General features: G+C 72.6%; 27 protein-coding genes. 15 read left to right on the top strand and 12 right to left on the bottom strand.

What is annotated here, in order from left to right; translation table 11 throughout:
* Positions 1-99: 99 nt before the first annotated feature.
* Together HTV45_RS11290 and HTV45_RS11285 are read right to left on the bottom strand one after the other, a co-directional pair.
* Positions 100-963: a transglutaminase-like domain-containing protein gene (locus HTV45_RS11290; protein WP_215205558.1), complete on the bottom strand. Its 864-nt coding sequence runs from the start codon at positions 961-963 to the stop codon at positions 100-102.
* A 17-nt stretch (positions 964-980) separates the two neighbouring features.
* The gene (locus HTV45_RS11285) at positions 981-2,111 is read right to left on the bottom strand and encodes a GNAT family N-acetyltransferase (RefSeq protein ID WP_215205557.1); all 1,131 of its coding nucleotides are present in this window, start codon (positions 2,109-2,111) and stop codon (positions 981-983) included.
* 140 nt (positions 2,112-2,251) lie between these two features.
* On the opposite strand from HTV45_RS11285, the gene fdxA reads away from it, so the two are divergent.
* Complete coding sequence (gene fdxA, locus HTV45_RS11280) at positions 2,252-2,578, top strand: ferredoxin (protein ID WP_215205556.1); 327 nt, start codon at positions 2,252-2,254, stop codon at positions 2,576-2,578.
* Positions 2,579-2,694: 116 nt separating this feature from the next.
* The gene (locus tag HTV45_RS11275) at positions 2,695-3,792 is read left to right on the top strand and encodes a bifunctional succinyldiaminopimelate transaminase/glutamate-prephenate aminotransferase (protein ID WP_215205555.1); all 1,098 of its coding nucleotides are present in this window, start codon (positions 2,695-2,697) and stop codon (positions 3,790-3,792) included.
* A 270-nt stretch (positions 3,793-4,062) separates the two neighbouring features.
* Here the strand turns inward: HTV45_RS11275 and HTV45_RS11270 are convergent, their stop codons facing one another.
* Positions 4,063-4,407: an ATP-binding protein gene (locus HTV45_RS11270; RefSeq protein WP_215205554.1), complete on the bottom strand. Its 345-nt coding sequence runs from the start codon at positions 4,405-4,407 to the stop codon at positions 4,063-4,065.
* A 149-nt stretch (positions 4,408-4,556) separates the two neighbouring features.
* Positions 4,557-5,564, bottom strand: coding sequence for a heavy metal transporter (locus tag HTV45_RS11265; protein WP_215205553.1), 1,008 nt, complete (start codon positions 5,562-5,564; stop codon positions 4,557-4,559).
* Between the two features lie 84 nt (positions 5,565-5,648).
* Here HTV45_RS11265 and dapE point away from each other — a divergent pair, with 84 nt between their 5' ends.
* On the top strand, positions 5,649-6,728 hold the full coding sequence (dapE, locus tag HTV45_RS11260; RefSeq protein WP_215205552.1) for a succinyl-diaminopimelate desuccinylase: 1,080 nt from the start codon (positions 5,649-5,651) through the stop codon (positions 6,726-6,728).
* 119 nt (positions 6,729-6,847) lie between these two features.
* The gene (locus HTV45_RS11255) at positions 6,848-7,606 is read left to right on the top strand and encodes a TIGR00730 family Rossman fold protein (RefSeq protein WP_215205551.1); all 759 of its coding nucleotides are present in this window, start codon (positions 6,848-6,850) and stop codon (positions 7,604-7,606) included.
* A gap of 201 nt (positions 7,607-7,807) precedes the next feature.
* On the opposite strand, the gene folP is transcribed toward HTV45_RS11255, so the two are convergent.
* A complete protein-coding gene (folP, locus tag HTV45_RS11250; RefSeq protein ID WP_215205550.1) occupies positions 7,808-8,668 on the bottom strand; it encodes a dihydropteroate synthase in 861 nt (286 codons plus the stop codon).
* Positions 8,669-8,868: 200 nt separating this feature from the next.
* On the opposite strand from folP, the gene HTV45_RS11245 reads away from it, so the two are divergent.
* Positions 8,869-9,231, top strand: coding sequence for a DivIVA domain-containing protein (locus HTV45_RS11245; protein WP_215205549.1), 363 nt, complete (start codon positions 8,869-8,871; stop codon positions 9,229-9,231).
* Positions 9,228-9,830, top strand: coding sequence for a DNA-3-methyladenine glycosylase I (locus HTV45_RS11240; RefSeq protein ID WP_215205548.1), 603 nt, complete (start codon positions 9,228-9,230; stop codon positions 9,828-9,830). The genes HTV45_RS11245 and HTV45_RS11240 overlap by 4 nt, the downstream gene beginning before the upstream one ends.
* Before the next feature lie 54 nt (positions 9,831-9,884).
* On the opposite strand, the gene HTV45_RS11235 is transcribed toward HTV45_RS11240, so the two are convergent.
* Positions 9,885-10,688, bottom strand: coding sequence for an enoyl-CoA hydratase/isomerase family protein (locus HTV45_RS11235; protein WP_215205547.1), 804 nt, complete (start codon positions 10,686-10,688; stop codon positions 9,885-9,887).
* Between the two features lie 378 nt (positions 10,689-11,066).
* On the opposite strand from HTV45_RS11235, the gene HTV45_RS11230 reads away from it, so the two are divergent.
* Positions 11,067-11,234 carry a DUF3117 domain-containing protein gene (locus tag HTV45_RS11230; RefSeq protein ID WP_190082095.1) on the top strand — a complete coding sequence of 56 codons (168 nt, stop codon included), beginning with the start codon at positions 11,067-11,069 and terminating at the stop codon, positions 11,232-11,234.
* 109 nt (positions 11,235-11,343) lie between these two features.
* On the opposite strand, the gene HTV45_RS11225 is transcribed toward HTV45_RS11230, so the two are convergent.
* Positions 11,344-12,042 (bottom strand): O-methyltransferase, encoded by a 699-nt coding sequence (locus tag HTV45_RS11225; RefSeq protein ID WP_308309515.1) that lies wholly within the window; start codon positions 12,040-12,042, stop codon positions 11,344-11,346.
* A gap of 277 nt (positions 12,043-12,319) precedes the next feature.
* Between HTV45_RS11225 and sigE the strand changes: the two genes are divergently transcribed.
* The 5 genes from sigE (at position 12,320) to HTV45_RS11200 (ending at position 17,248) form a co-directional block, all read left to right on the top strand.
* Positions 12,320-12,976, top strand: a complete 657-nt coding sequence (gene sigE, locus HTV45_RS11220; RefSeq protein ID WP_215205546.1) for an RNA polymerase sigma factor SigE — start codon at positions 12,320-12,322, stop codon at positions 12,974-12,976.
* A complete protein-coding gene (locus tag HTV45_RS11215) occupies positions 12,973-13,890 on the top strand; it encodes an anti-sigma factor (RefSeq protein ID WP_215205545.1) in 918 nt (305 codons plus the stop codon). Before sigE ends, HTV45_RS11215 begins: the two co-directional genes overlap by 4 nt.
* Before the next feature lie 102 nt (positions 13,891-13,992).
* Positions 13,993-15,762, top strand: coding sequence for a trypsin-like peptidase domain-containing protein (locus HTV45_RS11210; protein ID WP_215205544.1), 1,770 nt, complete (start codon positions 13,993-13,995; stop codon positions 15,760-15,762).
* A 123-nt stretch (positions 15,763-15,885) separates the two neighbouring features.
* A complete protein-coding gene (locus HTV45_RS11205; RefSeq protein ID WP_215205543.1) occupies positions 15,886-16,335 on the top strand; it encodes a sec-independent translocase in 450 nt (149 codons plus the stop codon).
* A gap of 238 nt (positions 16,336-16,573) precedes the next feature.
* Entirely contained in the window at positions 16,574-17,248 is a 675-nt protein-coding gene (locus tag HTV45_RS11200) for a hypothetical protein (RefSeq protein WP_215205542.1), read from the top strand.
* 136 nt (positions 17,249-17,384) lie between these two features.
* On the opposite strand, the gene HTV45_RS11195 is transcribed toward HTV45_RS11200, so the two are convergent.
* The 3 genes from HTV45_RS11195 to HTV45_RS11185 are packed head-to-tail and all read right to left on the bottom strand — an operon-like array spanning position 17,385 to position 20,443.
* Entirely contained in the window at positions 17,385-18,518 is a 1,134-nt protein-coding gene (locus tag HTV45_RS11195) for an Mrp/NBP35 family ATP-binding protein (RefSeq protein WP_215205541.1), read from the bottom strand.
* Positions 18,519-18,561: 43 nt separating this feature from the next.
* Positions 18,562-19,170 carry a DUF1003 domain-containing protein gene (locus HTV45_RS11190; RefSeq protein WP_215205540.1) on the bottom strand — a complete coding sequence of 203 codons (609 nt, stop codon included), beginning with the start codon at positions 19,168-19,170 and terminating at the stop codon, positions 18,562-18,564.
* Positions 19,160-20,443 (bottom strand): CBS domain-containing protein, encoded by a 1,284-nt coding sequence (locus HTV45_RS11185; RefSeq protein ID WP_215205539.1) that lies wholly within the window; start codon positions 20,441-20,443, stop codon positions 19,160-19,162. Before HTV45_RS11185 ends, HTV45_RS11190 begins: the two co-directional genes overlap by 11 nt.
* 215 nt (positions 20,444-20,658) lie before the next feature.
* Between HTV45_RS11185 and HTV45_RS11180 the strand changes: the two genes are divergently transcribed.
* Positions 20,659-21,447 carry a hypothetical protein gene (locus HTV45_RS11180; protein WP_215205538.1) on the top strand — a complete coding sequence of 263 codons (789 nt, stop codon included), beginning with the start codon at positions 20,659-20,661 and terminating at the stop codon, positions 21,445-21,447.
* On the opposite strand, the gene HTV45_RS11175 is transcribed toward HTV45_RS11180, so the two are convergent.
* Positions 21,448-21,960 carry a hypothetical protein gene (locus HTV45_RS11175; protein WP_215205537.1) on the bottom strand — a complete coding sequence of 171 codons (513 nt, stop codon included), beginning with the start codon at positions 21,958-21,960 and terminating at the stop codon, positions 21,448-21,450. It abuts the gene before it with no gap.
* 41 nt (positions 21,961-22,001) lie between these two features.
* The gene (locus tag HTV45_RS11170) at positions 22,002-23,123 is read right to left on the bottom strand and encodes a magnesium and cobalt transport protein CorA (RefSeq protein ID WP_215205536.1); all 1,122 of its coding nucleotides are present in this window, start codon (positions 23,121-23,123) and stop codon (positions 22,002-22,004) included.
* A 509-nt stretch (positions 23,124-23,632) separates the two neighbouring features.
* On the opposite strand from HTV45_RS11170, the gene HTV45_RS11165 reads away from it, so the two are divergent.
* Entirely contained in the window at positions 23,633-24,217 is a 585-nt protein-coding gene (locus HTV45_RS11165) for a suppressor of fused domain protein (protein WP_215205535.1), read from the top strand.
* Positions 24,218-24,483: 266 nt separating this feature from the next.
* A complete protein-coding gene (locus HTV45_RS11160) occupies positions 24,484-25,125 on the top strand; it encodes a DUF6758 family protein (protein ID WP_215205534.1) in 642 nt (213 codons plus the stop codon).
* The last annotated feature ends 84 nt before the right edge of the window (positions 25,126-25,209 follow it).

Here is a 25,209-nt window from a genome sequence, read left to right as displayed (position 1 = left end):
CGCCGCTCCGCCGTGTGCCCGGAGCGCCTCCGCGGCGCCACGCTCCCGAGTCAGGAGCGCCGGGCCGCGTGACGTCCACGGCCCGCCCTCCCCGCACGCTCAGTTCAGCATCGCCCGAGCCGCGAACGCCTCCCCGCGTACCCGCGCCGCGGCACCCTCGTCGACCGCGCCCACCACCTCCGCGTACGCCTCCAACTCCCCGGCGCCCGCCGAGAACTCACCCCGCTGCACCAGCAGTTGCGCCCGCTCGTACCGCAGCCGCGCCGGGTGGGAGGGCAGGAGCAGGGACAGATCCACCGCCCGCAGGGAGACGTCCGAGCGCTCCGGACGCGTTGACGCCCACGCCCGTACGTTGTTCAGGATCCGCAGAATCACCTCCAGCGTCCCCGCCGGTGCGAGCATCGACGCGTCCAGCGCCACCCCGGTCGCTCCCGCGACCAGCAGCTCCGCGTCCCCGCCGCTCAGCACCCGCCCCCCGTCGAACGGATCGGCCAGCACCTGTCCCGCGCCCACCGCGCCCGGCTCCCCGAACCCGACGACGAAGTGCCCCGGCAGGGCCACCCCGTACACCGGCGCCCCCGCCCGCCGGGCCACCTCGATCCACACCACCGACAGCAGGATCGGCAGCCCGCGCCGGCGGCTCAGCACCTCGTGCAGCAGCGACGACTCCAGCCGCTGGTAGTCCTCCGCCGCCCCGTGGAATCCGTACCGTTCGCCCAGCAGCTCCCGCAGCGCCGAGGCCCACGCCCGCGGTGAGCCCGGCCGGTAGGGCAGCTCACCGGCCATCCGGTCCAGCTCCACCTCGACGGCGTCCATGCCCGCCTCGTCCAGCGCGCCGTCCGCCTCCGCGCCGATCAGGAGACACAGCGTGGACAGGCCGGGCCGCTCGCAGCGGGCCTCCTCGGTGAACCGCCGGCGAAGCTCCGCGGAGCGCCCGTCCGGCGGGGGAAACGGTGGGCGCATACCGGTTTCGTGCCCGCTCACGGCGTTCCCTCACCCTCCGGAGCGCGATAGTGGTGGTACGCGTGATGCGCGGCGAACCCCAGGCGCCCGTACAGCGCCCGCGCCCCCGCGTTGTCCGCCTCCACCTGGAGCCAGGCCGCCGAGGCGCCCTCGTCCAGCGCCCGCCGGGCCAGCGCCGCCATCACGGCCGTCGCCAGTCCCCGGCGCCGCCGCGCCGGGTCCACCTCCACCGCCGCGAACCCGGCCCACCGCCCGTCCACGACACAGCGCCCGATGGCGGCGGGCGTGTCCGTGCCGCCCGGTACCGTCGCGAACCACACCGAAGGACCTCCCCCGCTCCCGGCTCCGCCCGAGCGGGGGGATCCCCCTTCCAGCACCCGCAGGGCCACCCCGCTCACACCCTTGCGCCGGTACCGGGCCAGCCACGCCTCGTCGGCCTCCCGCGACAGGACGACCCCGGACGGCTCGGTGCCCGGGTCGGCGAGGGGCGCCAGGGACCCCGTCCACACCTCGGCGGTGACCTCCCGCGTCCAGCCCCGTCGCTCCAGCTCCGCGCAGAGCAGCTCCTGGGTCCCCTGCGCGCCGGTCGCCGTCTGGATGTACGCCGGGAGATCACGAGCCGCGTACCAGGCGCGTACGGCCGTCAGCGCGTCGTCGAGCGGCACGCCCGGGTCGCCGAGCGGCAGCACGGAATTGGCCCGGCGCGTGAAGCCCACCCGTCGCCCGGCCCCCACCCCCCGAGGACGCTCCCCCGGAGCCGGAAGCCCGGGGGGACCCCCCTCACGCGGCACCTTCTCGGCTGCGGCCCGCAGCTCCCACTCGCCCAGCCGCTCGCTCTCCACGGGCCGCCACGCCCGCGCGCCGACCCGCGCCAGCTCCTCGTACGTAGCCGCCGGACCGCGGCGACGCGCCGGTGCGGAGGGGACCACCTTGCCCGCTACCAGCGCGGACTCCGCGATATGGACGCTCTCCCCGTTCTTCCTTGTGATCCGCAGCACACCGTTGTCCCATGATGTGAGAACGCCGACCGTGTCGGTGAACTTCTCACCTGATGGACCATGTTCGATCAAGCTCCGTACGGAGACCCGTTTGCCCACGTCAGCGGTGGTGATACGGACCTCGAGGCGTCCGGCGGCAGAGATTTCCACAGGTCAGTTCACCCCTCCTGTTCGGATCATGCCCAGGAACGGAGATACTAGGGGCGGGCATCGACGACGCCGCGCTCCCGCGCGCCAGGCGGCGGAGCCTACGGAGGCCCGCCAGCGCCCAATCGAGGAGGAACGACAGCGTGACCTACGTCATCGCGCAGCCTTGTGTCGACTTGAAGGACAAGGCGTGCATCGAGGAGTGCCCGGTCGACTGCATCTACGAGGGCCAGCGGTCCTTGTACATCCACCCGGACGAATGCGTCGACTGCGGCGCCTGTGAACCGGTCTGCCCGGTCGAGGCCATTTTCTACGAGGACGACACTCCCGAGGAGTGGAAGGACTACTACAAGGCGAACGTCGAGTTCTTCGACGAGCTCGGCTCGCCCGGCGGCGCCAGCAAGCTGGGTCTGATCGAGCGGGACCACCCGTTCATCGCCGCGCTGCCGCCGCAGGCGCCGCAGGCGTAGCCGTCCCGCGAGCGGCCCCGCGCCGACGTGCCGCCCGGTCCCGTACGGCCTGATCGCCGTCCCGATCGCCGTACGGGGCCGAGGCGTTCGCCGTACCAGAAAGTGAGCCCGTACCCGTGTCCGCAGTCTCCGACCGGTTGCCCGCCTTCCCCTGGGACAAGCTGGAGCCGTACAAGAAGACGGCCGCCGCGCACCCCGACGGCATCGTCGACCTCTCGGTCGGCACCCCCGTCGATCCCGTGCCCGAGCCGATCCGGAAGGCCCTGTCCGCCGCCGCGGACTCCCCGGGCTATCCCACGGTCTGGGGCACCCCGGAGCTGCGTGACGCGATCACCCGCTGGACGGAGCACCGGCTGGGCGCCCGCGGGATCACCCACCGGCACGTCCTGCCGGTCGTCGGCTCCAAGGAACTGGTCGCCTGGCTGCCCACCCAGCTCGGGCTCGGCCCCGGCGACAAGGTCGCCTTCCCACGGCTCGCCTACCCGACGTACGAGGTCGGCGCCCGGCTCGCCCGCGCCCAGTACGTGGCCTACGACGATCCGACCGAGCTGGACCCGGCGGACCTGAAGCTCCTCTGGCTGAACTCCCCGTCCAACCCGACGGGGCGGGTGCTGTCCAAGGGGGAGCTGACCCGGATCGTCGCATGGGCCCGCGAGCACGGCGTCCTCGTCCTCTCCGACGAGTGCTACATCGAGCTCGGGTGGGAGACCGACCCGGTCTCGGTGCTGCACCCCGAGGTCAACGGCGGCTCCCACGACGGCATCGTCTCGGTGCACTCCCTGTCCAAGCGGTCCAACCTGGCCGGCTACCGCGCCGCGTTCCTGGCCGGCGACCCGGCGGTGCTCGGACCGCTGCTGCAGATCCGCAAGCACGGCGGGATGATGACCTCCGCGCCGACGCAGGCGGCGGTGGTGGCGGCGCTGGGCGACGACGAGCATGTGCGGGTGCAGCGGGAGCGGTACGCGGCGCGGCGGGCGGTCCTGCGCGAGGCGCTGGTCGCGCACGGGTTCCGCATCGAGCACAGCGAGGCGAGCCTGTACCTCTGGGCCACCCGGGACGAGTCCTGCTGGGACACGGTCGCCCACCTGGCCGAGCGGGGCATCCTGGTGGCCCCCGGTGACTTCTACGGTCCCGCGGGCGCGCGCTTCGTCCGGGTGGCCCTCACGGCGACGGACTCCCGGGTCAAGGCGGCGGCCCACCGCCTGACCACCTGACCGGACTGCCTGCGGCCAGGCCGGGACTGATCACGCCCGCCCCGCTGCGGGCAATCGTGCCTCCCCCAGTGCCTCGAAGGCATGGGAGGGGGAGATACCCCCAGGGCGGCACGGGTGGGTGGTGGGGACCCTCATAGGCGGGGGGAGGCACCCCGTGATCGCCGGGCTGCGCAACACCCCCGGCCCAGCCGACGGCCGTTACACAGGACGGCGACGGGGCCTGGGGAACACCCCAGACCCCGCCGCCCGGTCGCCGCACAGGCCAGGCGCCTAGCCGATCGGCAGCCCCTGGACCGGCAGGTTCTTCCCCGCCGGCACGCCACCCTTGGCCAGCGAGTCCGTCGGCAGCTGCTTCACCACCGGCACGGCCTTCTTCACGGTCGTGCCCGCGGCCGGCGCCACCTCGTCCGTGTCGGGCGTGGTCTTGCCGACACCCTTCGCCACGTTGTCCACGGTGCCTCCGGTCGCGCCGTCCAGGGCGCTCAGCCCGAGGTTCGGGGCGGCCGGCAGCTGCGGAGCCGCACTCGCGGAACCGGCGGCACCGACCCCGGCGGCCGCTCCCGCAGCGACGATCAGCGCGGCACGGGCGATCCGACGGGTCAGGGGGAGGGACATGGTGCTCCTTCGACGGCAGAGAACGATGAGAACGATGAGTCGCCGTGACTACCGCTCGACCGCCGGGAAGGTTGCGGCGCGACCATGTAAAGAGTTGGCAATGCGTCGCATGATCGGCCGTCCGCGACACCTGCGGGTGACCCCCCGTACTACTGCACGGTCGTGATCCGGACCGCTCCCGCGCCGCGGCCCTCCGTGTCCGCGGACCCCTTGCCGTCCTCCGTCCGCCACTGGCTGCCGCTGGTCCCGGCGGACCACTCCCGCCCGGCGTAGGAGACCCGCTGTATGCGCAGCTCCGAGGCGTTGGCCACGGCCCAGTGCGCCAGCTGCCAGCCCCGCGCCCCGGCGCTCCGTCCGGCCCCGGCCCCGGTTCCCCCGGCGACCGGGAGGGTCACGGTCCGCCCGTCGGGACCGCCGGCGTCCGGCGCGTCCGCCGGGTCCGCGGCGGGCGGGGACGACGACGCGGCCGGGTCGCCCACCTCCGCACCCGCAGGCTCCAGCACATCCCGCCCGAAGTCCCGCGCCAGCGCGGCCCGTACCGCGTCCGCGCCGGACGCCCGGGCCGCCCCGGGGCGGCCCTCGCAGGTCAGCGTCGCCGCCGAGCGTCCGGTGAGGGCGGCGGCCAGCAGCGCGGCGTCCGGTTCGTGTTTGGCGTACGCCTGCGGGAAGCCACTGCGCTGCACCCGCTGCGCGGCGACGGTGAGCGGCAGCCGGGTGTAGCCGGGCACCTCCTCGAGATGCTCGTAGAACTTGTCCGCCGCGTACGACGGATCCATGATCTCCTTCGGTGCGCCCCAGCCCTGCGAGGGACGCTGCTGGAACAGACCGAGCGAGTCACGGTCGCCGTAGTCGATGTTGCGCAGCGACGACTCCTGCAGAGCGGTCGCCAGCGCGATCGTCACGGCCCGCTCGGGCAGATCGCGTGCGGTGCCCACGGCGGTGATCGTCGCCGCGTTCGCCGCCATCTCGGGCGTGAACTCGTACGCCGCCCCGTCGCCCTTGTCGGAGACGACCTTGCATCCGGGGCCCACGGCGCCCCCGGTGTCGTACTGCACCGCGACGTATCCGGCGACCGCGGACAGCACCACCAGGCCCGCGCCCAGACGGGTCAGACGGCGGCGACGCGTGCGCTGTGAAGGAAGTGACGGCTCTGGCACGCGTACAAGGTACTGGAGAGTACGGTTCCATGTGAGCCGGGTGCGAACAGTGGGTCGTACACCGTGCGCGTTAGGGTCGACGGCATGGCCGACACCCCGCTTGACCTCACGCTGGACGCCGCGCGCCTGACCGCGCAGCTCGTCGACTTCCCCTCCGAGAGCGGCACCGAGAAGCCCCTCGCGGACGCGATCGAGTCCGCGCTGCGCGCCCTGCCGCACCTCACGGTCGACCGGTACGGCAACAACGTCGTGGCCCGTACCCGGCTGGAGCGCGCGGAGCGGGTGATCCTCGCCGGTCACATCGACACGGTTCCGATCGCGGGGAACGTCCCCTCCCGGCTCGACGCCGACGGCACGCTGTGGGGCTGCGGCACCTGCGACATGAAGGCGGGCGTGGCCGTCCAGCTACGCCTCGCGGCCACGGTCCCCGCCCCCAACCGCGACCTGACCTTCGTCTTCTACGACAACGAGGAGGTCGCCGCCGATCTCAACGGCCTCAAGCACGTGGCCGAGGCGCACCCCGAGTGGCTGGAGGGCGACTTCGCGGTGCTGCTCGAACCCTCCGACGGCCAGGTGGAGGGCGGCTGCCAGGGCACGCTGCGGGTGCTGCTGAGGACCACCGGCGAGCGCGCCCACTCCGCGCGCGGCTGGATGGGCTCCAACGCGATCCACGCCGCCGCCCCGATCCTCGCCCGCCTGGCCGCCTACCAGCCCCGCCACCCGGTCATCGACGGCCTGGAGTACCGCGAGGGGCTGAACGCGGTCGGAATCTCCGGGGGAGTGGCCGGCAACGTCATCCCCGACGAGTGCGTGGTCACCGTGAACTTCCGCTACGCCCCGGACCGCACCGAGGACGAGGCCCTGGCCCATGTCCGCGAGGTCTTCGCGGACTGCGGTGTGGGGGACTTCGTCGTCGACGACCACAGCGGCGCGGCACTTCCCGGCCTGTCCCATCCGGCCGCGGCGGCCTTCATCGAGGCGGTGGGCGGCACCCCGCAGCCGAAGTACGGCTGGACCGACGTCTCCCGCTTCTCCTCCCTGGGCATCCCGGCCGTCAACTACGGCCCCGGCAACCCCCACTTGGCGCACAAGCGGGACGAGCGGGTGGACACCGCCAGGATCCTCGCGGGGGAGGAGCGCCTGCGGTCCTGGCTGACGGCGTGAGCCCGCAGGGCCGCCGGGGTGTTTGGAACGCTCTCGCGTGGACATGCTGACGTCCCCCGTACGTAACCCGCGTAGATCTACGCTGAGGCGGTACGACCTGGCAATCGGAGGGAGCGCACATGGCTACGGGAAACCCGGAGGGCAAGCGGCAGCCACCGGAGGAGAAGCGGCTGGGACCGGTACTCCGACGGCGGGACCAGGTGCAGAAGAGCACCACTGACCAGCGGCTGCTCGACGAGCGTGCCCCGTCGGACTGGGTGCACACCGACCCCTGGCGGGTGCTGCGGATCCAGTCGGAGTTCATCGAGGGCTTCGGCACCCTGGCCGAACTGCCACCCGCCATCAGCGTCTTCGGTTCGGCGCGCACACCGGCCGACTCGCCGGAGTACGAGGCCGGGGTGCGACTGGGCCGGGGCCTGGTCGAGGCGGGCTTCGCGGTGATCACCGGCGGCGGGCCGGGCGCCATGGAGGCGGCCAACAAGGGCGCGCTCGAGGCGAACGGCATGTCGGTCGGCCTGGGCATCGAGCTCCCCTTCGAGCAGGGGCTGAACCGCTACGTCGACATCGGCCTGAACTTCCGGTACTTCTTCGTGCGCAAGCTGATGTTCGTGAAGTACGCCCAGGGCTTCGTGGTCCTGCCCGGCGGCCTGGGCACCCTCGACGAACTCTTCGAGGCGCTGACCCTCGTCCAGACCCAGAAGGTCACCCAGTTCCCCATCGTCCTGTTCGGCACGGAGTACTGGGGCGGCCTGGTCGACTGGCTCCGCAACTCGGTCATCGCCCAGGGCAAGGCGGCGGAGAAGGACCTCCTGCTCTTCCACCTCACGGACGACGTCGAGGAGGCGGTGGCCCTGGTCTCGAAGGAGGCCGGCCGCTAGAGACCTCCGTACGGCCTCCGTACGGTGCCCTCCCGGCGCCCGAGCCGGGCGGCGGGTGCGCAGAGGCCCGGGAGTCCGGGGGGCAGTGCCCCAGGGGGCGGGAAGGGGCGGGAAGGGAAGGTGCGGCGGGGCGGACAAGCCCGCCTCACCCCCGGCCCTCACCCCCCGGCCCCCGCGCCCCGGCGGACGCGCCCCGGCGTCCTACGCCAGCCCCCGCCGCCCCACGGCCGGCTCCCGTTCCCCGGCGATGGACGACACCATGTCCAGCACCTGCCGGGTCTCGGCGACCTCATGCACCCGGTACACCCGTGCCCCCAGCCACGCGGACACCGCGGTCGTCGCGAGCGTCCCGACCACCCGCTCCTTGACCGGCCGGTCCAGCGTCTCGCCGACGAAGTCCTTGTTGGACAGTGACACGAGCACGGGCCAGCCCGTGGCCGTCATCTCCCCCAGCCGCCGCGTCGCCTCGAGACTGTGCCGCGTGTTCTTCCCGAAGTCGTGCCCCGGGTCGATCATCACCGACTCCCTGGGCACCCCCAGGGACACCGCCCGCTCCGCCAGTCCCACGGTCACCGCGAGGATGTCGGCCATGACGTCGTCGTACGCCGCCCGGTGCGGCCGGGTGCGCGGCTGCGAGCCGCCCGTGTGGGTGCACACCAGCCCCGCCCCGTACCGCGCGGCGACCTCCGCCAGCCGCGGATCGACCCCTCCCCACGCGTCGTTCAGGACGTCCGCGCCGGCCTCGCACGCGGCCTCGCCCACCTCGTGCCGCCAGGTGTCCACGCTGATCACGACATCCGGGAAGCGCCGCCGCACCTCGGCGACGAAGCCGATCGTCCGCCGTGCCTCCTCCTCGGCGGTGACCTCCTCGCCCGGACCGGCCTTCACCCCGCCGATGTCGATGATCGCGGCGCCCTCGGCCACGGCCTGCTCCACGCGCGTGAGCGCCGGCTCGTCGCGGAACGTGGCGCCCCGGTCGTAGAAGGAGTCCGGGGTACGGTTCACGATCGCCATGATCACCCGATCGTGCGGTGCGAATTCCCGCCTGCCCAGCCTGAGCATCCCCTGTGACCTCTCCTCTTACGTCCGTTTTCCGGGCCGTCCCGGCGGCCGCAGGGCCGCCTCCGTCCGCCCGGCGGCCCCGGGTGTCAGACTCGCATGGCACGATCGGAGCCACACATCCGACTCCGACCCGCGTGCGGTGTACTCCGGTCGCATCCGGCGCACGCACTCCGACTCGTCCGACCGTGGGGGCCCCGGCGATGGTTATGTTCCTGTTCCTGGTCGTCGCGCTGGCCGTCGTGGTCGCCGCGGTGACCCTCGCCGTGGTGGGCGGCGGCGACAAGGGCCCGCTGCCCGAAGCCGGCCCCGAGCGCCTGGTGGACCACCTCCCGCCCGACCGCCCGCTCAGCCGCGCGGATGTGGACGGCCTGCGCTTCCCGCTCGCCGCCCGCGGCTACCGGATGGCCGACGTCGACGACGCCCTCGGCCGTCTGGGAGCCGAACTCGCCGAGCGCGACGCCCGGATCGCCGACCTGGAGTCCGCGCTGGCCGGCGCCCGTGCCGCCGCGGTACGCCCGTCCCCGCACCAGCCCGCCCCGCACCACGAGGACGAGCGGCCGTGACCGACGCAGCGGCGGCCCTCCCGGGCGAGGACGGCCTGCCGCGCTGCCCGTGGGCGCTGTCCACCCCGGACTATGTGACGTACCACGACGAGGAGTGGGGCCGGCCGGTCCACGGGGACGACGCCCTCTTCGAGCGGCTCACCCTGGAGGCGTTCCAGTCCGGCCTGTCCTGGATCACCATCCTGCGGCGCCGCCCCGGCTTCCGCGCCGCCTTCGCCGGCTTCAGGATCGCCGGGGTCGCGGAGTTCACCGACGCCGACCGCGAGCGCCTGCTGGCCGACACCGGCATCATCCGCAACCGCGCCAAGATCGACGCGACACTCGCCAACGCGCGCGTGCTGGCCGAGTGGGCCCCCGGCGACCTGGACGCCCTGATCTGGTCCCACGCCCCCGACCCGGCCGGCCGCCCGGCGCCGAAGGTCCTCACCGACGTCCCCGCGGTGACCCCCGGGTCCACGGCCCTGTCCAAGGCCCTGAAGAAGCGTGGCCTGCGCTTCGTCGGCCCGACCACGGCCTACGCGTTGATGCAGGCGTGCGGGCTGGTGAACGACCATCTGGAGACCTGCGCGGCGCGCACCGCCGCGTCCGCCGGCCGCTGAGAGGCCGGCGGACGCGGCCTCCTCGCGGGGCCCGCCCGGCAGCGGCAGCCGGGCTCAGCGGCCCAGGTACCGCGGCTTCTCCTTGTTGACGAACGCCCGCACCGCGATCGCGTGGTCCTGCGAGGAGCCCGCCCGGGTCTGGAGCTCGTCCTCCTTCTCCAGCGCCTCCTTCAGCGAGTGGCTCAGCCCGTACGCCACGGACTCCTTCAGCGCCGCGTACGCCACCGTCGGCCCCGCCGCCAGCGCCCGCGCCACCTTCTCCGCCTCCGCGCGCAGCTCCGCCGCCGGGACCAGACGGTTCGCGATGCCCAGCTCGTACGCCTCCCGCGCGGAGACGTTGCGCGGGAAGAGCAGCAGGTCGGTGGCGCGCCCGGGGCCGATCACGCGCGGCAGCGTCCAGGAGACCCCGGAGTCCGCGGTCAGCGCGACCCCGGCGAACGAGGTGTTGAACGCCGCCGTCTCCGCGACGATCCGGTAGTCCGCGGCCAGCGCGAAACCGAATCCGGCCCCCGCCGCGACCCCGTTCACCGCCGCGACCACGGGCTTCGCGGCTCCGGCGATCGCCCGCACGATCGGGTTGTAGTGCTCGCGCACCGTGCTCATGGTCTGCCCCGAACCGGTCTCCCGGTCCTCGGTCAGCAGGCCGATGTGCTCCTTGAGGTCCTGACCGACGCAGAACGCCCGGTCACCGGCCGCCGTCAGCAGCACGGCCCGTACGCCGTCGTCGTCCGCGGCGGCCCGGACCGCGTCCCGGAGGGCGGCCTTCGCCGCGACGTTCAGCGCGTTCATCGCCTCGGGGCGGTTCAGCGTGATCGTCGCGAGTCCGTCGCTCACCTCGTAGAGCACGGTGTCGGCCATGGCGTATCCCTCCGTGTGCGGCTCGGGGCGTACCGGTGAGTACGCCGCGTCTGCAGGACAGCATGACGGAGATCACCGGTCGTGGCGTGTGCCCTCCGTGTGACCTGCGTCAAACAAATCCGGTCCGTTTCCTGTCGCCCAGGCCGCGTGCGGCGGCGCAGTATCGCAGTCACATCGCCGAATTGAGTGGTTTTGCTCGCGCGCGTTGCGCAAGCGATGCCAACTGATGTTGGTCATCGGGTCCTGCGATGCGGGATAATGGCCTGGAAGCAATGTGTTCGATGCCGGTGGCGTGTGTCCTGCTTCAAGGACCGCAGGTGCCCTTCAGTGGGCCGTCGGCTCAGACGGTTTAGCTGGGTTTCAGGAAGGGGAACGAGCATGGCGGCCATGAAGCCGCGAACGGGTGATGGCCCGCTCGAGGTGACCAAGGAGGGGCGGGGCATCATCATGCGCGTTCCGCTCGAAGGCGGCGGTCGGCTCGTCGTCGAGCTGACCCCGGACGAGGCCGACGCGCTCGGCGACGCCCTCAAGAAGGTCGTCGGCTGACGCGCAAGCGACCATACCCCTTCAGTCGTCCCGGTGCCGCACGCGGTGCCGGGACGACTGTGTGCGTACCGGCGGAGGGCGTCAGCGGTCCCGGCAGGTCACCGGTCGGTCACCGTTTCACGGCGCAGAGCAGGCCGTCTCCCACCGGCAGCAGCGAGGACACCAGCTCCTGGCTCTCGCGGACGGCCCGCACCAGCTCGCGCAGCCGCAGTACCTCCGAGGGCTGCGGACCGGAGTCGACCGTGCGTCCGTTCGCGAAGACCCCTTCGAAGGCGACCAGGCCCCCCGGGCGCAGCAGACGCAACGATTCGGCGAAATAGTCCTGGTACTCCAGCCGGTCGCCGTCGCAGAACACGAGGTCGTAACCGGCGTCCGCGAGACGCGGCAGGACGTCCAGCGCGCGGCCCGGGATGAAACGGGCCCGGTTGCCGGCGAAACCGGCGTCACGGAACGCCTGACGGGCGGACTGCTGGTGCTCCGGCTCCTGATCGACCGTGGTCAGCACCCCGTCCGGCCGCATGCCGTGCAGAAGATGGATTCCGGAGACCCCGCACCCGGTGCCGATCTCCGCGACCGCCTTGGCGTCCACGCTGGCGGCGAGCAACCGCAGGGCCGCGCCCGTGCCGGGCGAGACCGAGCGCAGGCCTGCCTCGCGGGCCCGGTCCCGGGCCCAGTGCAGCGCCTCCTCCTCGGCGACATAGGCGTCCGCGAACGCCCAGCTCGTCTGCCGGTTGGCGGTAATGACCCTCTCCTGTCCCCGTGGTTGCCTGGGCGTGACTGTATCCGTTGGCGCCGGGAACCTGCTGATGGGACCGGTCGTTTAAAGGGGCGAGCAAGTGGTGTGTGCCGTGACCGGGGGGTGGGGAGTGGACGGGGACGCCGAGCAAGTGCTGACGCAGCCCTACGAGCCGTGGCAGCTCAGATCAATTTCTCGTAAAACCGCTTATCCGGAGCTAACGGGCGAGGTGGCTATGGTAGGGGCTCCACTGGACACCACCAGAGCCGACAGGGGAGGTGCGGCTGTACCTGTGGATCGCGGAGGAGTGCTGCGGCGCTTCCTCGGATCGGCGGGCAGGCCGAAATCCGTGAACGACACCGCAGCTGACCACGACCGCGCCGGCGACCCGGCCCAGACCGCCACTTTCTCCGGCGATGACGGGCAGGCGTGGACTCCGCCCAGCTGGGAGGAGATCGTCAGCATGCACAGCGGCCGGGTCTACCGGCTCGCCTACCGCCTCACCGGCAACCAGCACGACGCCGAGGACCTCACCCAGGAGGTCTTCGTCCGCGTCTTCCGCTCCCTGTCGACGTACACCCCGGGGACCTTCGAGGGCTGGCTGCACCGCATCACCACCAATCTCTTCCTCGACATGGTCCGCCGCAAGCAGCGGATCCGTTTCGACTCGCTCGGCGACGACGCGGCGGAGCGGCTGCCCAGCAAGGAGCCCACACCGCAACAGGTCTTCAACGACGCCCACTTCGACGCGGACGTCCAGCAGGCCCTCGACACCCTCGCCCCCGAGTTCCGCGCGGCCGTCGTGCTGTGCGACATCGAGGGGCTGTCCTACGAGGAGATCGCGGCCACCCTGGGCGTCAAGCTCGGCACCGTCCGCTCGCGGATCCACCGCGGCCGGTCCCAGCTGCGCAAGGCCCTCGCGCACCGCTCGCCCAGGGCGCGCGCGGAGCGCCGCTCCCTGGTGCCGCGTGTGCCCGCACTGGGAGGAGGGGGCGCGAGCGCGTGAGCGGTACACAGCCGAAGTCCTCCGAGGGACACCTCGCAGAGCAGCACCTGGGAGACCGACTCTCCGCCCTGGTGGACGGAGAGCTCGGTCATGACGCGCGTGAGCGCGTACTCGCACACGTCGCGACCTGCGCGAAGTGCAAGACGGAAGTCGACGCGCAGCGCCGCCTGAAGAATGTCTTCGCCCAGGCGGCCCCACCGCCGCCCTCCGAGAGCTTCCTGGCCCGCCTCCAGGGGCTGCCGGGCGGAGGCGACCTCGGCGACGGCGGGTCACCGCTGGGCGGCGGAGGCCTGCCCGGCGGCGCCTCCGGACGGTTCGGCTCCTCAGGGACCTTCACCAGCAGGCGGAGCGAGCGCTTCGAGTTCGCCTACACGCCCGTCCGGCGGCACGAGCCGTCGCCGGCGGCGGGCGGTCACGCCTTCGGGATGCACGAACCCGGGCGGCACGAAGCCGACCGGCCCTCCTCGCGCGGACTGCGGTTCGCCTTCGTCGCCGCCGGGGCGGTGTCGCTGGCCGCGATCGCGCTGGGCGGGGTCACCGCGAGCGGGCCCGTCGACACGGAGGCGCGCGGCTCGGGCAAGGGCAGCAATGTGACGCCGGCGCGGACCCAGGGCGCGGGCCCGGCCACGACGCCGTCGGAGTCCCGGCGCCGGGGTACCGGACCGCTGCTCGGCCAGCTGGCCGGCCAGGGCACGCTGGGGAGCACTCCCGCCGCCCCGACCATGGCGGGCGCGCCGCTGCTGCCGGGTGACGGCGCTGCGGCGGTGTCCCCGCTGATACGCCCGCCGGGCGGCACCCCGCCGCTCACGCTGGCCGCCTGGGCCGCGTCCGCCGGGCTCAGGGCCCCCGGTCTCGTCACCGCCGCCGGCACGACACCGACGCCCACGCCCACCACCTCCCGCACGGCCCGCTGACCCGTCCACTGCGCAGGGGCGCGCGAACCTGGTTGAATTCCAGGTGGCGCGCCCAGGCCGGTGCGGCAGGGCGCCGAGCCGGTGTCCAGCTGTGGGGAGAGCATGAACAAGGGGAAGCCGGGCACTCCGGGGGACGATCCGACCGTGCCTGCGAAGACTCCTGACGGAGACTTCGAACTGGCCCGCCCGACCCGGGAACCGGCCACCGCCGGTGTCCACGAGGGCGACTACGAACTGGAACACCCCTCGAGCACCCCGACCCCGCCGGGCCCACCGGCGGCCCCCGCCGGACAACCCGGCCCACCCACCGCTCCGGGGCCGGCCGCGGCCGCCCGGGCACCTGCCCCGGTGCCCGGCGACTCCGTCGGGCGCGACGACGTGGACGGCACCGCGGGGACCGGGCAGGCGGCGCGGCCGTTGCACGACCCCGATCCGTACAGCACCCCGCCGTACGGTGAGCCCGGCCCGTGGGCCCCCGCGCCCCCTGTGCAGCACCCGCCGGGCACTCCCGCGCACGGCGTGCCGGGTGCCGGGGCCGCGCCGGCGGGGGACCCGTATGCGGCGGGCACTCCCGCGCACGGCGTGCCGGGGCCCGTGGCCGGGTCGGCCGGGGACGCCGGTCCCGGGCCGGTGTTCCCCGGTCCAGCGGTGCAGGCCCCCGCTTCCGCCGATCCCTGGGGGCGCTACGACCCCTGGGCCGCCGCGGCGGGTGCGCCACTGCAGCGGGCCGAGCCCGTCCTGATGGACGGGAAGCAGCGCCGCGGACGCGCCCGGCGGGCGGTGATCGGGGGCGCGCTGCTGCTCGCGCTCGTCTCCGGCGGCGTCGGCGGGGTCGTCGGCGGCTATCTGGAGCGCAACGGCGGCATCGGGACCGTCGAACTCCCGCAGGCCGGACGGGAGGATGTCAGGCGCGCCCCGGACAGCGTCGCCGGGATCGCCGAGCAGGCGCTGCCCAGCGTCGTCACCCTGCACGTCAGCGGTGCCGGAGCGGCCGGCACCGGCACCGGCTTCGTGCTGGACGGGCGCGGGCACATCCTCACCAACGACCACGTCGTCGAGCCCGCCGGCGAGAACGGCGAGATCACCGTCACCTTCCACAGCGGCGACACCGCCGAGGCCACCGTCGTCGGCCGGGACGCCGGCTACGACCTCGCCGTCGTGAAGGTCAAGGGTGTCAGCGGGCTCGCCCCGCTGCCCCTCGGAAACTCCGACAACGTGCGCGTCGGCGACCCCGTCGTCGCCATCGGCGCCCCCTTCGACCTGGCCGGCACGGTCACCGCCGGCATCATCAGCGCCCGGGAGCGGCCCATCACCGCCGGAGGCGAGAACGGCGACGGGACCGACGTGTCGTACGTCGACGCCCTGCAGACCGACGCGCCGATCAACCCCGGCAACTCCGGTGGCCCCCTCCTCGACGCGCAGGGCCGGGTGATCGGCATCAACTCGGCCATCCGCTCCGCCGGCAGCGGTGGCGCGGACCCCGACGGCGGTCAGGCCGGGTCCATAGGCCTGGGCTTCGCCATCCCGGTCAACCAGGGCAAGCGCGTCGCCGAGGAGCTGATCAACACGGGGAAGGCGGCCCACCCCGTGATCGGCATCACCCTCGACATGGAGTACGGCGGCGACGGCGCCCGCGTCGCCACCGAGGGCCAGGACGGCGGACCCCCCGTCAGCACCGGCGGCCCCGGTGCCACGGCCGGGATCAAGGCCGGTGACGTCATCACCGAGGTCGACGGCCGGCGCGTCCACTCCGGCGAGGAGCTCATCGTCAAGACCCGCGCCCACCGCCCCGGCGACCGGCTGGAACTCACCCTGGAACGCGGAGGCGAGGAGCGGAAGGTGTCGCTGGTGCTCGGTTCCTCGGACGGCTGAGCGGCATGCGGACGCGACGGACGGTACCGGCCGCGGGGGCGGCCGGGTACCGTGGACCCGGCCCGGACCACGCCAGGACCACAGGCCGGCACCGAGGACCGAAGGCATCGCGAGGAGCTTCAGGTGTTCAATGACATAGGACCGCTCGAGCTGGTGACGCTCATCGTCCTCGCCGTGCTCGTCTTCGGTCCGGACAAGCTCCCCAAGGTCATCCAGGATGTGACCCGCACGATCCGGAAGATCCGTGATTTCTCGGACAGTGCCAAGCAGGACATCCGGCAGGAGCTGGGACCCGAGTTCAAGGACTTCGAGTTCGAGGACCTCAACCCCAAGACGTTCATCCGCAAGCAGCTGGACAACGAGGACCTGGGGCTGAAGGACATCCGCAGCGGCTTCGACCTGAAGAAGGAGATGGCCGAGGTCACGGACGCCGTGCACGGACGCGACGCGGAACCCGCCGCGCCGTCGTCCTCGTCCGCTACCGGCTCCCCCGCCGGCCGCGTGGACATGAGCAAGAAGCCGGAGCGTCCCGCGGCCGACGACCGTCCGCCCTTCGACATGGACGCCACCTGAGTCACCCCCTGAGTCAGGGACACGGAGGGCGTACGCCCCCGCGCACGTGACACGTTTCATACTCCACTAGGGCTGTGTACGGCCCGATCCGGACCTCCGCGCGGCCCACGCGCCGGGCGGTTTCCCAGCCGGTGGCCGCGGGGTGGCTATGCTGCCGAGTTGTTGTGCGGAACGGACGAGTGCGCCCGAAGGGGGGCGGGCCGCCCGGTCCGACGAGAACGAGGAGGCGTCCGGGCACATGGAGACGACGAGTTCGGCAGTCGCGCAGGCGCCGGCCGCGGAGGACGGACAACACGTCCCCTCCGCCCGGCGTACGGTGGACGGCTACCTGCGTGCGCCCTTTCCCTGGTACGGCCTCGACGAGGCCTTCACGGGCCGGCGCTGGCTGATGCAGGTCGGCCTCGCGGCCGACGGCGCCGTCGAGCACGGATCGGTCGGGCACGGCGACGAACCGTCGGTGCGCAGCGAGTTGACGGCCGGCGGTGACCAGGAGGTCAAGGAGAAGTTCGCGGTCGTGGTGACCGTGGCGGCCAACCCGGTCCGCCGCAGCGCCGACGGCACGGGTCTGCTGGAGGCCACCTCGGTGTCCTCCGCGGCCTGGCTCGCCGGTGTGGGGCTGCTGTCCTTCACCTGGCCCGGCCAGATGGACCACTCCCTGCGCGACGACTGGCTGGAGCAGCAGACGGAGACGGCCTGGGTCCTCGCCGACGACCTGGAGGGCGAGGACTGGTCGACACTGTCCCTGCCCGTGGACGGGGTGCCGACGCCGTTCCACTACCGGGAGTCCGAGTTCGGCTGGGTGCTCGCCGGTTCCACCCGGGCGGGCGTGCACGTGGGCGCGTACGGCCGGGGAATGAGCGCGTACGGCCTGGGCTTCGCCGTGATCAAGGACATCGCGGGGTACGACGGCTGAGCCGTCCCCGGCGGTCCGTACGTACGAGGTGATCCGTCCGCGGTGATCCGCGCCAGGCGGTCCGGGCACAGTGCACCACAGCGCGTACACGTCAGGGCGCCGTCCCCGCGGACGGCGCCCTGACGTGTGTACCGCCTCAGAACTTGTTGCGCGGGGTGATCCCCAGGGTCATGCCCGACAGGCCGCGCCGACGGCCGCCCAGCTTGCCGGCGATGGAGCGCAGCGCCGCGCCCGCGGGGGAGTCCGGGTCGGACAGCACCACGGGCCTGCCCTCGTCGCCGCCCTCGCGCAGCCGGACGTCGATCGGGATCGCGCCGAGCACCGGGACGTTGGCGCCGGTGGTCCGGGTCAGGCCGTCGGCGACCGACTGGCCGCCGCCCGTGCCGAAGACGTCGACCATCTCGTCGCAGTGCGGGCACGGCAGGCCCGACATGTTCTCCACCACCCCGACGATCTTTTGATGCGTCTGCACGGCGATGGAACCGGCCCGCTCGGCCACCTCCGCCGCCGCCTGCTGGGGCGTGGTGACGACCAGGATCTCGGCGTTCGGCACCAGCTGGGCCACGGAGATCGCGATATCTCCGGTGCCGGGCGGCAGGTCGAGGAGCAGCACGTCCAGGTCGCCCCAGTACACGTCCGCGAGGAACTGCTGGAGCGCGCGGTGCAGCATCGGGCCGCGCCACACCACCGGCGCGTTGCCCGGGGTGAACATGCCGATGGAGATGACCTTCACGCCGTGCGCCGACGGCGGCATGATCATGTCCTCGACCTGGGTGGGGCGCCCGTCGGCACCGAGCATGCGCGGCACCGAGTGGCCGTAGATGTCGGCGTCCACGACGCCGACCTTCAGTCCGTCGGCGGCCATCGCCGCCGCCAGGTTCACCGTCACCGACGACTTCCCGACGCCGCCTTTGCCGGACGCCACCGCGTACACCCGGGTCAGGCTGCCCGGCTTGGCGAAGGGCACCTCGCGCTCGGTCTTGCCGCCGCGCAGGGCGTTCGCCAGCTCCTTGCGCTGTTCGTCGCTCATGACGTCCAGCGTCACGTCGACCCGGGTGACACCGTCGACCCCCGCGACCGCGTCCGTCACGCGCTGCGTGATGGTCTCCCGCATGGGGCAGCCGGAGACCGTCAGGTACACGGTGACCGCGACCGCCCCGTCCGCGCCGATGTCCACCGATTTGACCATGCCGAGCTCCGTGATGGGCCGGTTGATCTCGGGGTCGTTCACCGTCGCCAGTGCTTCACGCACCGCGTCTTCCGTAGCCATACCGACGATGGTACGGCGCCGGGTACACCCACCGGTAAGGACGTCAGCGGTCGTCTGCGTCACGTCCCGGCGGCCGTTCGGCCCGCATCGCCGGGTATGGGCCGTGCTGGTCCTTGTGTCCGTTCTGGCGGTTCTCCATCTCCTTGACCATGTCCTGCAGCTCGGAGCGGATCCAGTCGCGCGTGGCCACCTCGCCGAGTCCGATCCGCAGCGCGGCGATCTCCCGGGTCAGATACTCGGTGTCCGCGATCGACCGCTCGTTCTGCTTGCGGTCCTGCTCCAGATTGACCCGGTCGCGGTCGTCCTGCCTGTTCTGCGCGAGCAGGATCAGCGGCGCCGCGTAGGAGGCCTGCAGGGACAGCGCCAGGGTCAGGAAGATGAACGGGTACTCGTCGAAGCGCAGCTCCTTCGGCGCGGACACGTTCCACAGCACCCACAGGATGATGACGAACGTCATCCAGACGATGAACCGCCCGGTGCCCAGAAACCGCGCGACGCTCTCCGACAGCCGCCCGAAGGCCTCCGGGTCCCACTCGGGCAGGATCCGGCGCCGGGGAGGGCGCGGCTGGTCCAGGCGGGGCGTGCGGGGCCGTCCGGCGGCCGTGGCACCCGCGGGCAGCCGCTCGCGGACGCCGTCGCGCTCAGCCGCCATCGGGCACCACCTCCTCGTCCAGGTGGAACTCGGTCTCCCGCCAGTCGTCGGGCAGCATGTGGTCCAGTACGTCGTCCACCGTCACCGCGCCCAGCAGCGAGCCCGCCTCGTCGACCACGGGCGCCGCCACCATGTCGTACGTGGCGAAGAACCCCGCGACCACGGGCAGCTCCGCGTCCGGGTCCAGGGTCTGCAGATCCTCGTCCAGCATGGAGCCGACCAGGGTGTACGGGGGATCGCGCAGCAGCCGCTGGAAGTGCACCGTGCCCAGGTACTTGCCGGTGGGCGTCTCCTCGGGCGGGCGGCAGACGTAGATCTGCGCGGCGTGCGCGGGGGAGAGGTCGGGCTCCCGGATGCGGGCGAGGGCGTCCGCGACGGTGGCGTCGGGCCGCAGCACGATCGGCTCGGTCGTCATCAGACCGCCCGCCGTGTGCTCCTCGTACGCCATCAGGCGCCGCATGTCGGCCGCGTCGGCGGGCTTCATCAGGCTCAGCAGCCGCTCCTTGTCCTCCTCCGGCAGCTCACCGAGCAGGTCGGCCGCGTCGTCGGGGTCCATGGCCTCCAGGACGTCGGCGGCCCGCTCCTCCTTCAGCTTGCCGAGGATCTCGATCTGGTCGTCCTCGGGCAGCTCCTCCAGCACGTCGGCGAGCCGGTCGTCGTCGAGGGCGGCGGCCACCTCCGCCCGCCGTTTGGGGGAGAGGTGGTGCAGGACGTTGGCGAGGTCGGCGGGGCGCAGCTGCTCGAACGTGGCGAGCAGGTTCTCGGCGCCCTGCCCCTGCTCCTCCAGGGAGAAGCCGGTGACCGCCGACCACTCGACGGTCAGCGTCTCCCCCTTGCCGCGGCGGAACGCGCCGCCCTTCTTCCCCTTGCGCACGAAGACCCGGTCGATCTCCCACTCTCGGCGGGCGGGGAGCTGATGCACCGACAGGTCCAGGACGGTGACCTCCTCGCCGCTCTCGACCAGCGTCACCCGCCGGTCGAGGAGTTCGCCGAAGACCAGCCGCTCGGTGGGCCGCTGCTCGAAGCGCCGCACGTTGAGCACTCCCGTGGTGATGACCTGGCCGGACTGCACCGCGGTCACCCGGTTCATGGGCAGGAAGATGCGGCGGCGGGTGGAGAGTTCGACCACCAGGCCGAGCAGCCGCGGCGGGCGCCGGCCGGGCCGCAGGACGACGACCAGATCGCGCACGCGTCCCACCTGGTCGCCGGCCGGGTCGAAGACCGCGACACCGGAGACATGGGAGACGAAGAACCGGGGGGCACCCGCTGCCATGACGGCGGCTCCTTTGCGTGCGGGGTCTTTCGTTGCCGTGTGCTGCCTGCTGCGTCTGATTTCCGGATTGCCCGCTCGGGTGGGCTTCAGGCTAGCCCGTCCCGATCGGCCGTGCTCCCAGGGCCGGTCCGGACGGACTGGCTCCGCCCGGACCTGTGTGCCCCGGTACTCTGCGGTACGCCGTTCAGGTCCCCCGTACGAGAGGCAGCCCACCTGTGATGTCGATCTCCCAGGGCCGTTCCCGCAGGGCCACGCTGGCCGGTGTCGTGTGCGCACTGCTCGTGACGGGGACGGCGCTCACGGGATGTTCCGAGGACCCGAACGAAGGCACCAACGGGGTCGGCCGGCTGCCCGCCGACCAGATCCAGAGCAGAGCGCAGAAGGCCGCCGGGTCGGTCGGCACGGTGCGGCTGCACGGCACCGTGGTCACCAGCGGACGCACATACACGCTCGACATGCGGCTGAAGGAGAAGGGTGGCATCGGGTCGGTCACCACCAAGGGGGAGACGTTCCGTCTCCTGCGGATCGACGACGAGCTCTACCTGAGGGCCGACGCCGGATTCTGGGGCCAGGGGGCGGACGAGGGCGGGGGCGGGGGTGCCGGCGGAGGCGGGGACAAGGGCGCCGGCGAGACGGACGCGGCGGCGGCCGAGAAGCTCGCCTCGAAGTACGTGAAGGTGCCGCAGGGCGACCCGTCGTACCAGAAGTTCATCGGCTTCACCGACAAGAGTGTGCTGCTCGGCGGCCTGCTGACGCTGCACGGCAAGCTGGCCACCGACGGCCACCACGAACAGTCGGGCGTCCGCACCATCCGCGTCACCGGCGACGACGGCGCCGGCGGCACCCTGGACGTCTCGCTCGAGGGCCAGCCGTACCCCGTGCGGCTGGTGCGGGCCGGAAAGGCGGGCACCCTCACCTTCTCGGCCTGGGGCACCGACTTCCCCCTGAAGCAGCCGGCCAAGGACGAGACCCTGGACTACGGCAAGAAGCTCCCGACCTCGTAATTAGCGCCGCCGCTTCCTTCCCAGCAGCAGTCGGGGCAGTCCGGCGGGGACCGGCTGCCGGGTGGTCACCGGGGTGGGCAGCGGCGTCTCGGCCAGGGAGCCGTCGGGGAGGGGCGAGGTCACCCCCGTCGGTTCCAGCCGCAGCACCCGGCACTCACGGGCCCAGCGCTCGGGCATCGCCTCGCCGTCCGGCGCGTTGAGCCGCTTGCCCTTGAGCTCGGCGACGGCCGCCGTCCACGCCTCGGAGCCGGGCGCCGGTTCCACGACCGTCGCGGCCCAGGTGACCAGCCGGCCGCCCTTGTCCTTGCTGCGCACCGTCACCTCGGCCGGACCGCCGCCGGTCAGCCCCGGCAGCGGCTGCTCCCCGGGGCCGTCGCCGATCACGCAGGCGGCGCCCTCGTGCCACACGTGCCACAGCGCCCGGGCGGGACCGCCGGGGCCCCTGACCCAGATGAGTCCCGACTTCTTCGTGGCTTCCTCGATGAGGGCCCGATCGAGCAGCTCACTTGTCATGGTGCCAGCCTATCCAGGGGCCCGGCGGACTCCCCGCGCGCTCAGAGCCAGCCGTTGCGCTTGAGGGTGCGGTGGATGCCCAGACAGATGGCCACCGTGACACCGAGGACGACCGGGTAGCCGTACTTCCAGTGGGTCTCCGGCATGTAGTCGAAGTTCATCCCGTACACCCCGCACACCATCGTCGGTACGGCGATGATCGCGGCCCACGAGGTGATCTTCCGCATGTCCTCGTTCTGCGCCACGGAGGCCTGGGCGAGATTGGCCTGGAGGATGGAGTTCAGCAGTTCGTCGAAGCCGATGACCTGCTCCTGCACGCGTGCCACATGGTCGGCGACATCCCGGAAGTACTTCTGGATCTCCGGGTCGACCAGCCGCATCGGACGCTCGCTCAGCAGCAGCATCGGCCGCAGCAGCGGGGCCACCGCCCGCTTGAACTCCAGTACCTCGCGCTTGAGTTGGTAGATCTCACCGGCGTCCGTACCGCGCGGGGTGCCCTTGCGGCCCGGCGAGAACACCTTGGTCTCGACCTCGTCGATGTCGTCCTGCATCGCGTCGGCGACCGCGATGTAGCCGTCCACCACGTGGTCGGCGATGGAGTGGAGCACGGCCGAGGGGCCCTTGGCCATCAGCTCGGGGTCGTCCTGCAGACGGTGCCTGAGGGTCCGCAGGGAGCCCTGGCCGCCGTGCCGGACGGTGATGAAGAAGTCCCGTCCGGTGAAGCACATCACCTCGCCGGTCTCGACGACCTCGCTGCTGGCGGAGAGCCGCTCGTGGTCGAGGTAGTGGACGGTCTTGAAGACCGTGAACAGCGAGTCGTCGTAGCGCTCCAGCTTGGGCCGCTGATGGGCCTGGACGGCGTCCTCCACGGCCAGTGGGTGCAGGCCGAACTCCCGGGCGATGCCGGCGAACTCGGCCTCGTTCGGCTCGTGCAGGCCGATCCACACGAAGCCTCCGTCGCGGCGTACCAGCCGCATCGCCTCCTGTGGGGTGAGCGGGCCGCCCCCGGTCTCCAGGCGCGTTCCGTCGCGGTAGACGGCACAGTCGACGACGGCGCTGCCGGTCGCGGGGGCGCGGGTGAGGTCGTACGGGCCGCTCTCCTTGCGCAGCGAGATGCGGGAGGAGGGACGGACCACGGCGCGCAGGTCGCGGATCATCGACATGGCGGGCTCCTTCGCGGGCAGGCAACGAAAGGCGCCGCAACGACGGGTGGAACAACCCGGAATGAGGACGTCCTGGACCGCTGATGTCCGGCACGTCCACAAAGCGGAAAGCACCGCACCGTCGCGGTGGCGAGCTTCGTCGCTGATTCAGCTACGGGGGCAGATCAGGCAGAACGAAACGACGTGCTCTTCCGATGAGTGCCGATGAAGACGCGCGAGGGCGAAAGGCAGCCGGACTGGGGAGCAGCTACATCAGCGGGCGGAAGAGCGGGTGATACTGCACGGTCGACTTCGGTCCATGCCAGCCCCACCTCCTCCGGCCGGTCCCTCGTGAGGGACGATCCACGATCCCCTGGGGGATTTCCCCTCGAGTGGGGCGAGTCGTACGGGCGTTCGGGACTTGACGGGACGCCTCGGCGTGCTGCCCGAAACCACCGGCCAAGCGTATCAGCCGACTGCCGTGTCAAGGCCCCGCTTCGTCCGGTGCGGACGAGTCCTATGCTCGCCGCATGGCTGATGTTCTTCCCCTCGTCGAGGCCCGGCTGCGTACCGCGCTGGGCGAACCGGACGCACGCGCGGCGGTCACGTTCCTCGGCACGGACCGCATCGAGGTGCTCCGCTTCCACGAGGGCGACATCGTCCGCTACGCCACCCTCGGCATGTCCGCGCAGCCGATGTCCGACCCCACGGCGGCGCTCGCGGACCCGGTCGAGGGCCCGCGCGCCGAGCTGGTGCTGTCCGTGCGGGCCGGCGCCGCGGACACCGGCAAGGTGCTGCGCCCGCTCGCCGTGCTGGCCGCGTCCCCGCAGGTCGAGGGGGTCGTGGTGGCCCCCGGTGCCTCGCTCGACGTGGGTGAACCGCTGTGGCCCGGCGCCCCGTTCACCTCGGTGCTGGTCGCCGAGCCGGGCGGACTGGTGGAGGACCTGGAGCTCGACGAGCCGCTGGACCCCGTGCGGTTCCTGCCGCTGCTGCCGATGACCCCGAACGAGGCCGCCTGGAAGCGGGTGCACGGCGCCCAGGCCCTCCAGGAGCGCTGGCTTGACCAGGGTGTGGATCTGCGGGATCCGTCCCGGAGATCCGTGCCGCTGGAGTGAGCAAGGTCACCAACAGGCTTCTGATGCCCGCCACTTGGTCGAGGGGTGCGGATGTCCCGTCCGCGTGGAGCGCCGGGGCCGGGGTATGGAGGGGGCGGCCGGGGCGCTCGGGCCGGGGCGCCGTGGACGGCACCGCGTAGGTGATGTGCGCACGACAGGAAAGTCGACGCCGGCCGGTGCGGTCCGCGCGCGGATTTCCCGCCCGTTCCGTCCGGACGGGTGATCGTCCTTGACGTGGCGCGGCAGAGCTAGGACCGTGGGGCCCTATGAGGGGCGAACCCAGTTGCCCGAAGTGCGGTGGCCGGGTCAGGGCTCCCGGCCTTTTCTCGGATGCCTGGCAGTGCGACGCGCACGGCATCGTGCACCCTGTGCAGCCCGTGATACCACCGAGCGTCGAGGCGCTCGACGTCGTCGTGCACCGCACCGAGGTGCCGGTGTGGATGCCCTGGCCGCTCCCGGTCGGCTGGCTGTTCACGGGCGTGGCCAGCGCGGGCGACGACCGCAGCGGGGGCCGGGCGACCGCCGTCGCCTGCACCGGTCCCGGACCGCTCGGCGGCCTGGGTGAGCTGATCCTGGTCGCCGAGGAACTCGGGGTCGGCCTCGGCGCGCGGTACGCGGGCACCGACGGCCCGGACCCGGGGCCCTACATGAACGTCGAGAAGCCGCCCCAGGCCAAGGTGCTGGCGGCCGGCCGCCCGACCCCGCTCTGGCACGTCTCCGGAACGCCCGACGACCGCGCCGTGTTCGCGGGCGAGGCGCTCGGCCTGTGGCTGTGGGCGGTGGTGTGGCCGGAGCAGGCCGGGCTGCTGATGTACGACGAACTGGTCCTCACCGACCTGCGGGACGCCGGGGCGGAGGTGGAACTGGTGCCGTGCGGGGCGCTCTCCCCGCGACTGCTGGGGACGTAGGGGCCGCCGGGGGATCCGGTAGGGGGCGCATCACCGTTTCGGCTGTGACAGAGGGCGGTGGACATCCGGTTATCCTGGAGCGTC

This window comes from Streptomyces sp. CHD11 (genome assembly GCF_018638295.1).
In the GTDB taxonomy this organism is placed as follows: domain Bacteria; phylum Actinomycetota; class Actinomycetes; order Streptomycetales; family Streptomycetaceae; genus Streptomyces.
Note: the sequence above shows the minus strand (reverse complement) of the source record. Positions and strands in the feature narration are given on the sequence as shown.

What these genes read in the sequence shown, in the direction of transcription:
- HTV45_RS11290 (WP_215205558.1), bottom strand. Translation starts at nt 963, where the DNA reads ATGCGCCCACCGTTTCCCCCGCCGGACGGGCGCTCCGCGGAGCTTCGC.
- HTV45_RS11270 (WP_215205554.1), bottom strand. Translation starts at nt 4,407, where the DNA reads ATGTCCCTCCCCCTGACCCGTCGGATCGCCCGTGCCGCGCTGATCGTC.
- dapE (WP_215205552.1), top strand. Translation starts at nt 5,649, where the DNA reads ATGGCCGACACCCCGCTTGACCTCACGCTGGACGCCGCGCGCCTGACC.
- HTV45_RS11255 (WP_215205551.1), top strand. Translation starts at nt 6,848, where the DNA reads ATGGCTACGGGAAACCCGGAGGGCAAGCGGCAGCCACCGGAGGAGAAG.
- folP (WP_215205550.1), bottom strand. Translation starts at nt 8,668, where the DNA reads ATGCTCAGGCTGGGCAGGCGGGAATTCGCACCGCACGATCGGGTGATC.
- HTV45_RS11245 (WP_215205549.1), top strand. Translation starts at nt 8,869, where the DNA reads ATGGTTATGTTCCTGTTCCTGGTCGTCGCGCTGGCCGTCGTGGTCGCC.
- HTV45_RS11235 (WP_215205547.1), bottom strand. Translation starts at nt 10,688, where the DNA reads ATGGCCGACACCGTGCTCTACGAGGTGAGCGACGGACTCGCGACGATC.
- HTV45_RS11230 (WP_190082095.1), top strand. Translation starts at nt 11,067, where the DNA reads ATGGCGGCCATGAAGCCGCGAACGGGTGATGGCCCGCTCGAGGTGACC.
- HTV45_RS11210 (WP_215205544.1), top strand. Translation starts at nt 13,993, where the DNA reads ATGAACAAGGGGAAGCCGGGCACTCCGGGGGACGATCCGACCGTGCCT.
- HTV45_RS11200 (WP_215205542.1), top strand. Translation starts at nt 16,574, where the DNA reads ATGGAGACGACGAGTTCGGCAGTCGCGCAGGCGCCGGCCGCGGAGGAC.
- HTV45_RS11195 (WP_215205541.1), bottom strand. Translation starts at nt 18,518, where the DNA reads ATGGCTACGGAAGACGCGGTGCGTGAAGCACTGGCGACGGTGAACGAC.
- HTV45_RS11190 (WP_215205540.1), bottom strand. Translation starts at nt 19,170, where the DNA reads ATGGCGGCTGAGCGCGACGGCGTCCGCGAGCGGCTGCCCGCGGGTGCC.
- HTV45_RS11185 (WP_215205539.1), bottom strand. Translation starts at nt 20,443, where the DNA reads ATGGCAGCGGGTGCCCCCCGGTTCTTCGTCTCCCATGTCTCCGGTGTC.
- HTV45_RS11175 (WP_215205537.1), bottom strand. Translation starts at nt 21,960, where the DNA reads ATGACAAGTGAGCTGCTCGATCGGGCCCTCATCGAGGAAGCCACGAAG.
- HTV45_RS11170 (WP_215205536.1), bottom strand. Translation starts at nt 23,123, where the DNA reads ATGTCGATGATCCGCGACCTGCGCGCCGTGGTCCGTCCCTCCTCCCGC.
- HTV45_RS11165 (WP_215205535.1), top strand. Translation starts at nt 23,633, where the DNA reads ATGGCTGATGTTCTTCCCCTCGTCGAGGCCCGGCTGCGTACCGCGCTG.
- HTV45_RS11160 (WP_215205534.1), top strand. Translation starts at nt 24,484, where the DNA reads ATGAGGGGCGAACCCAGTTGCCCGAAGTGCGGTGGCCGGGTCAGGGCT.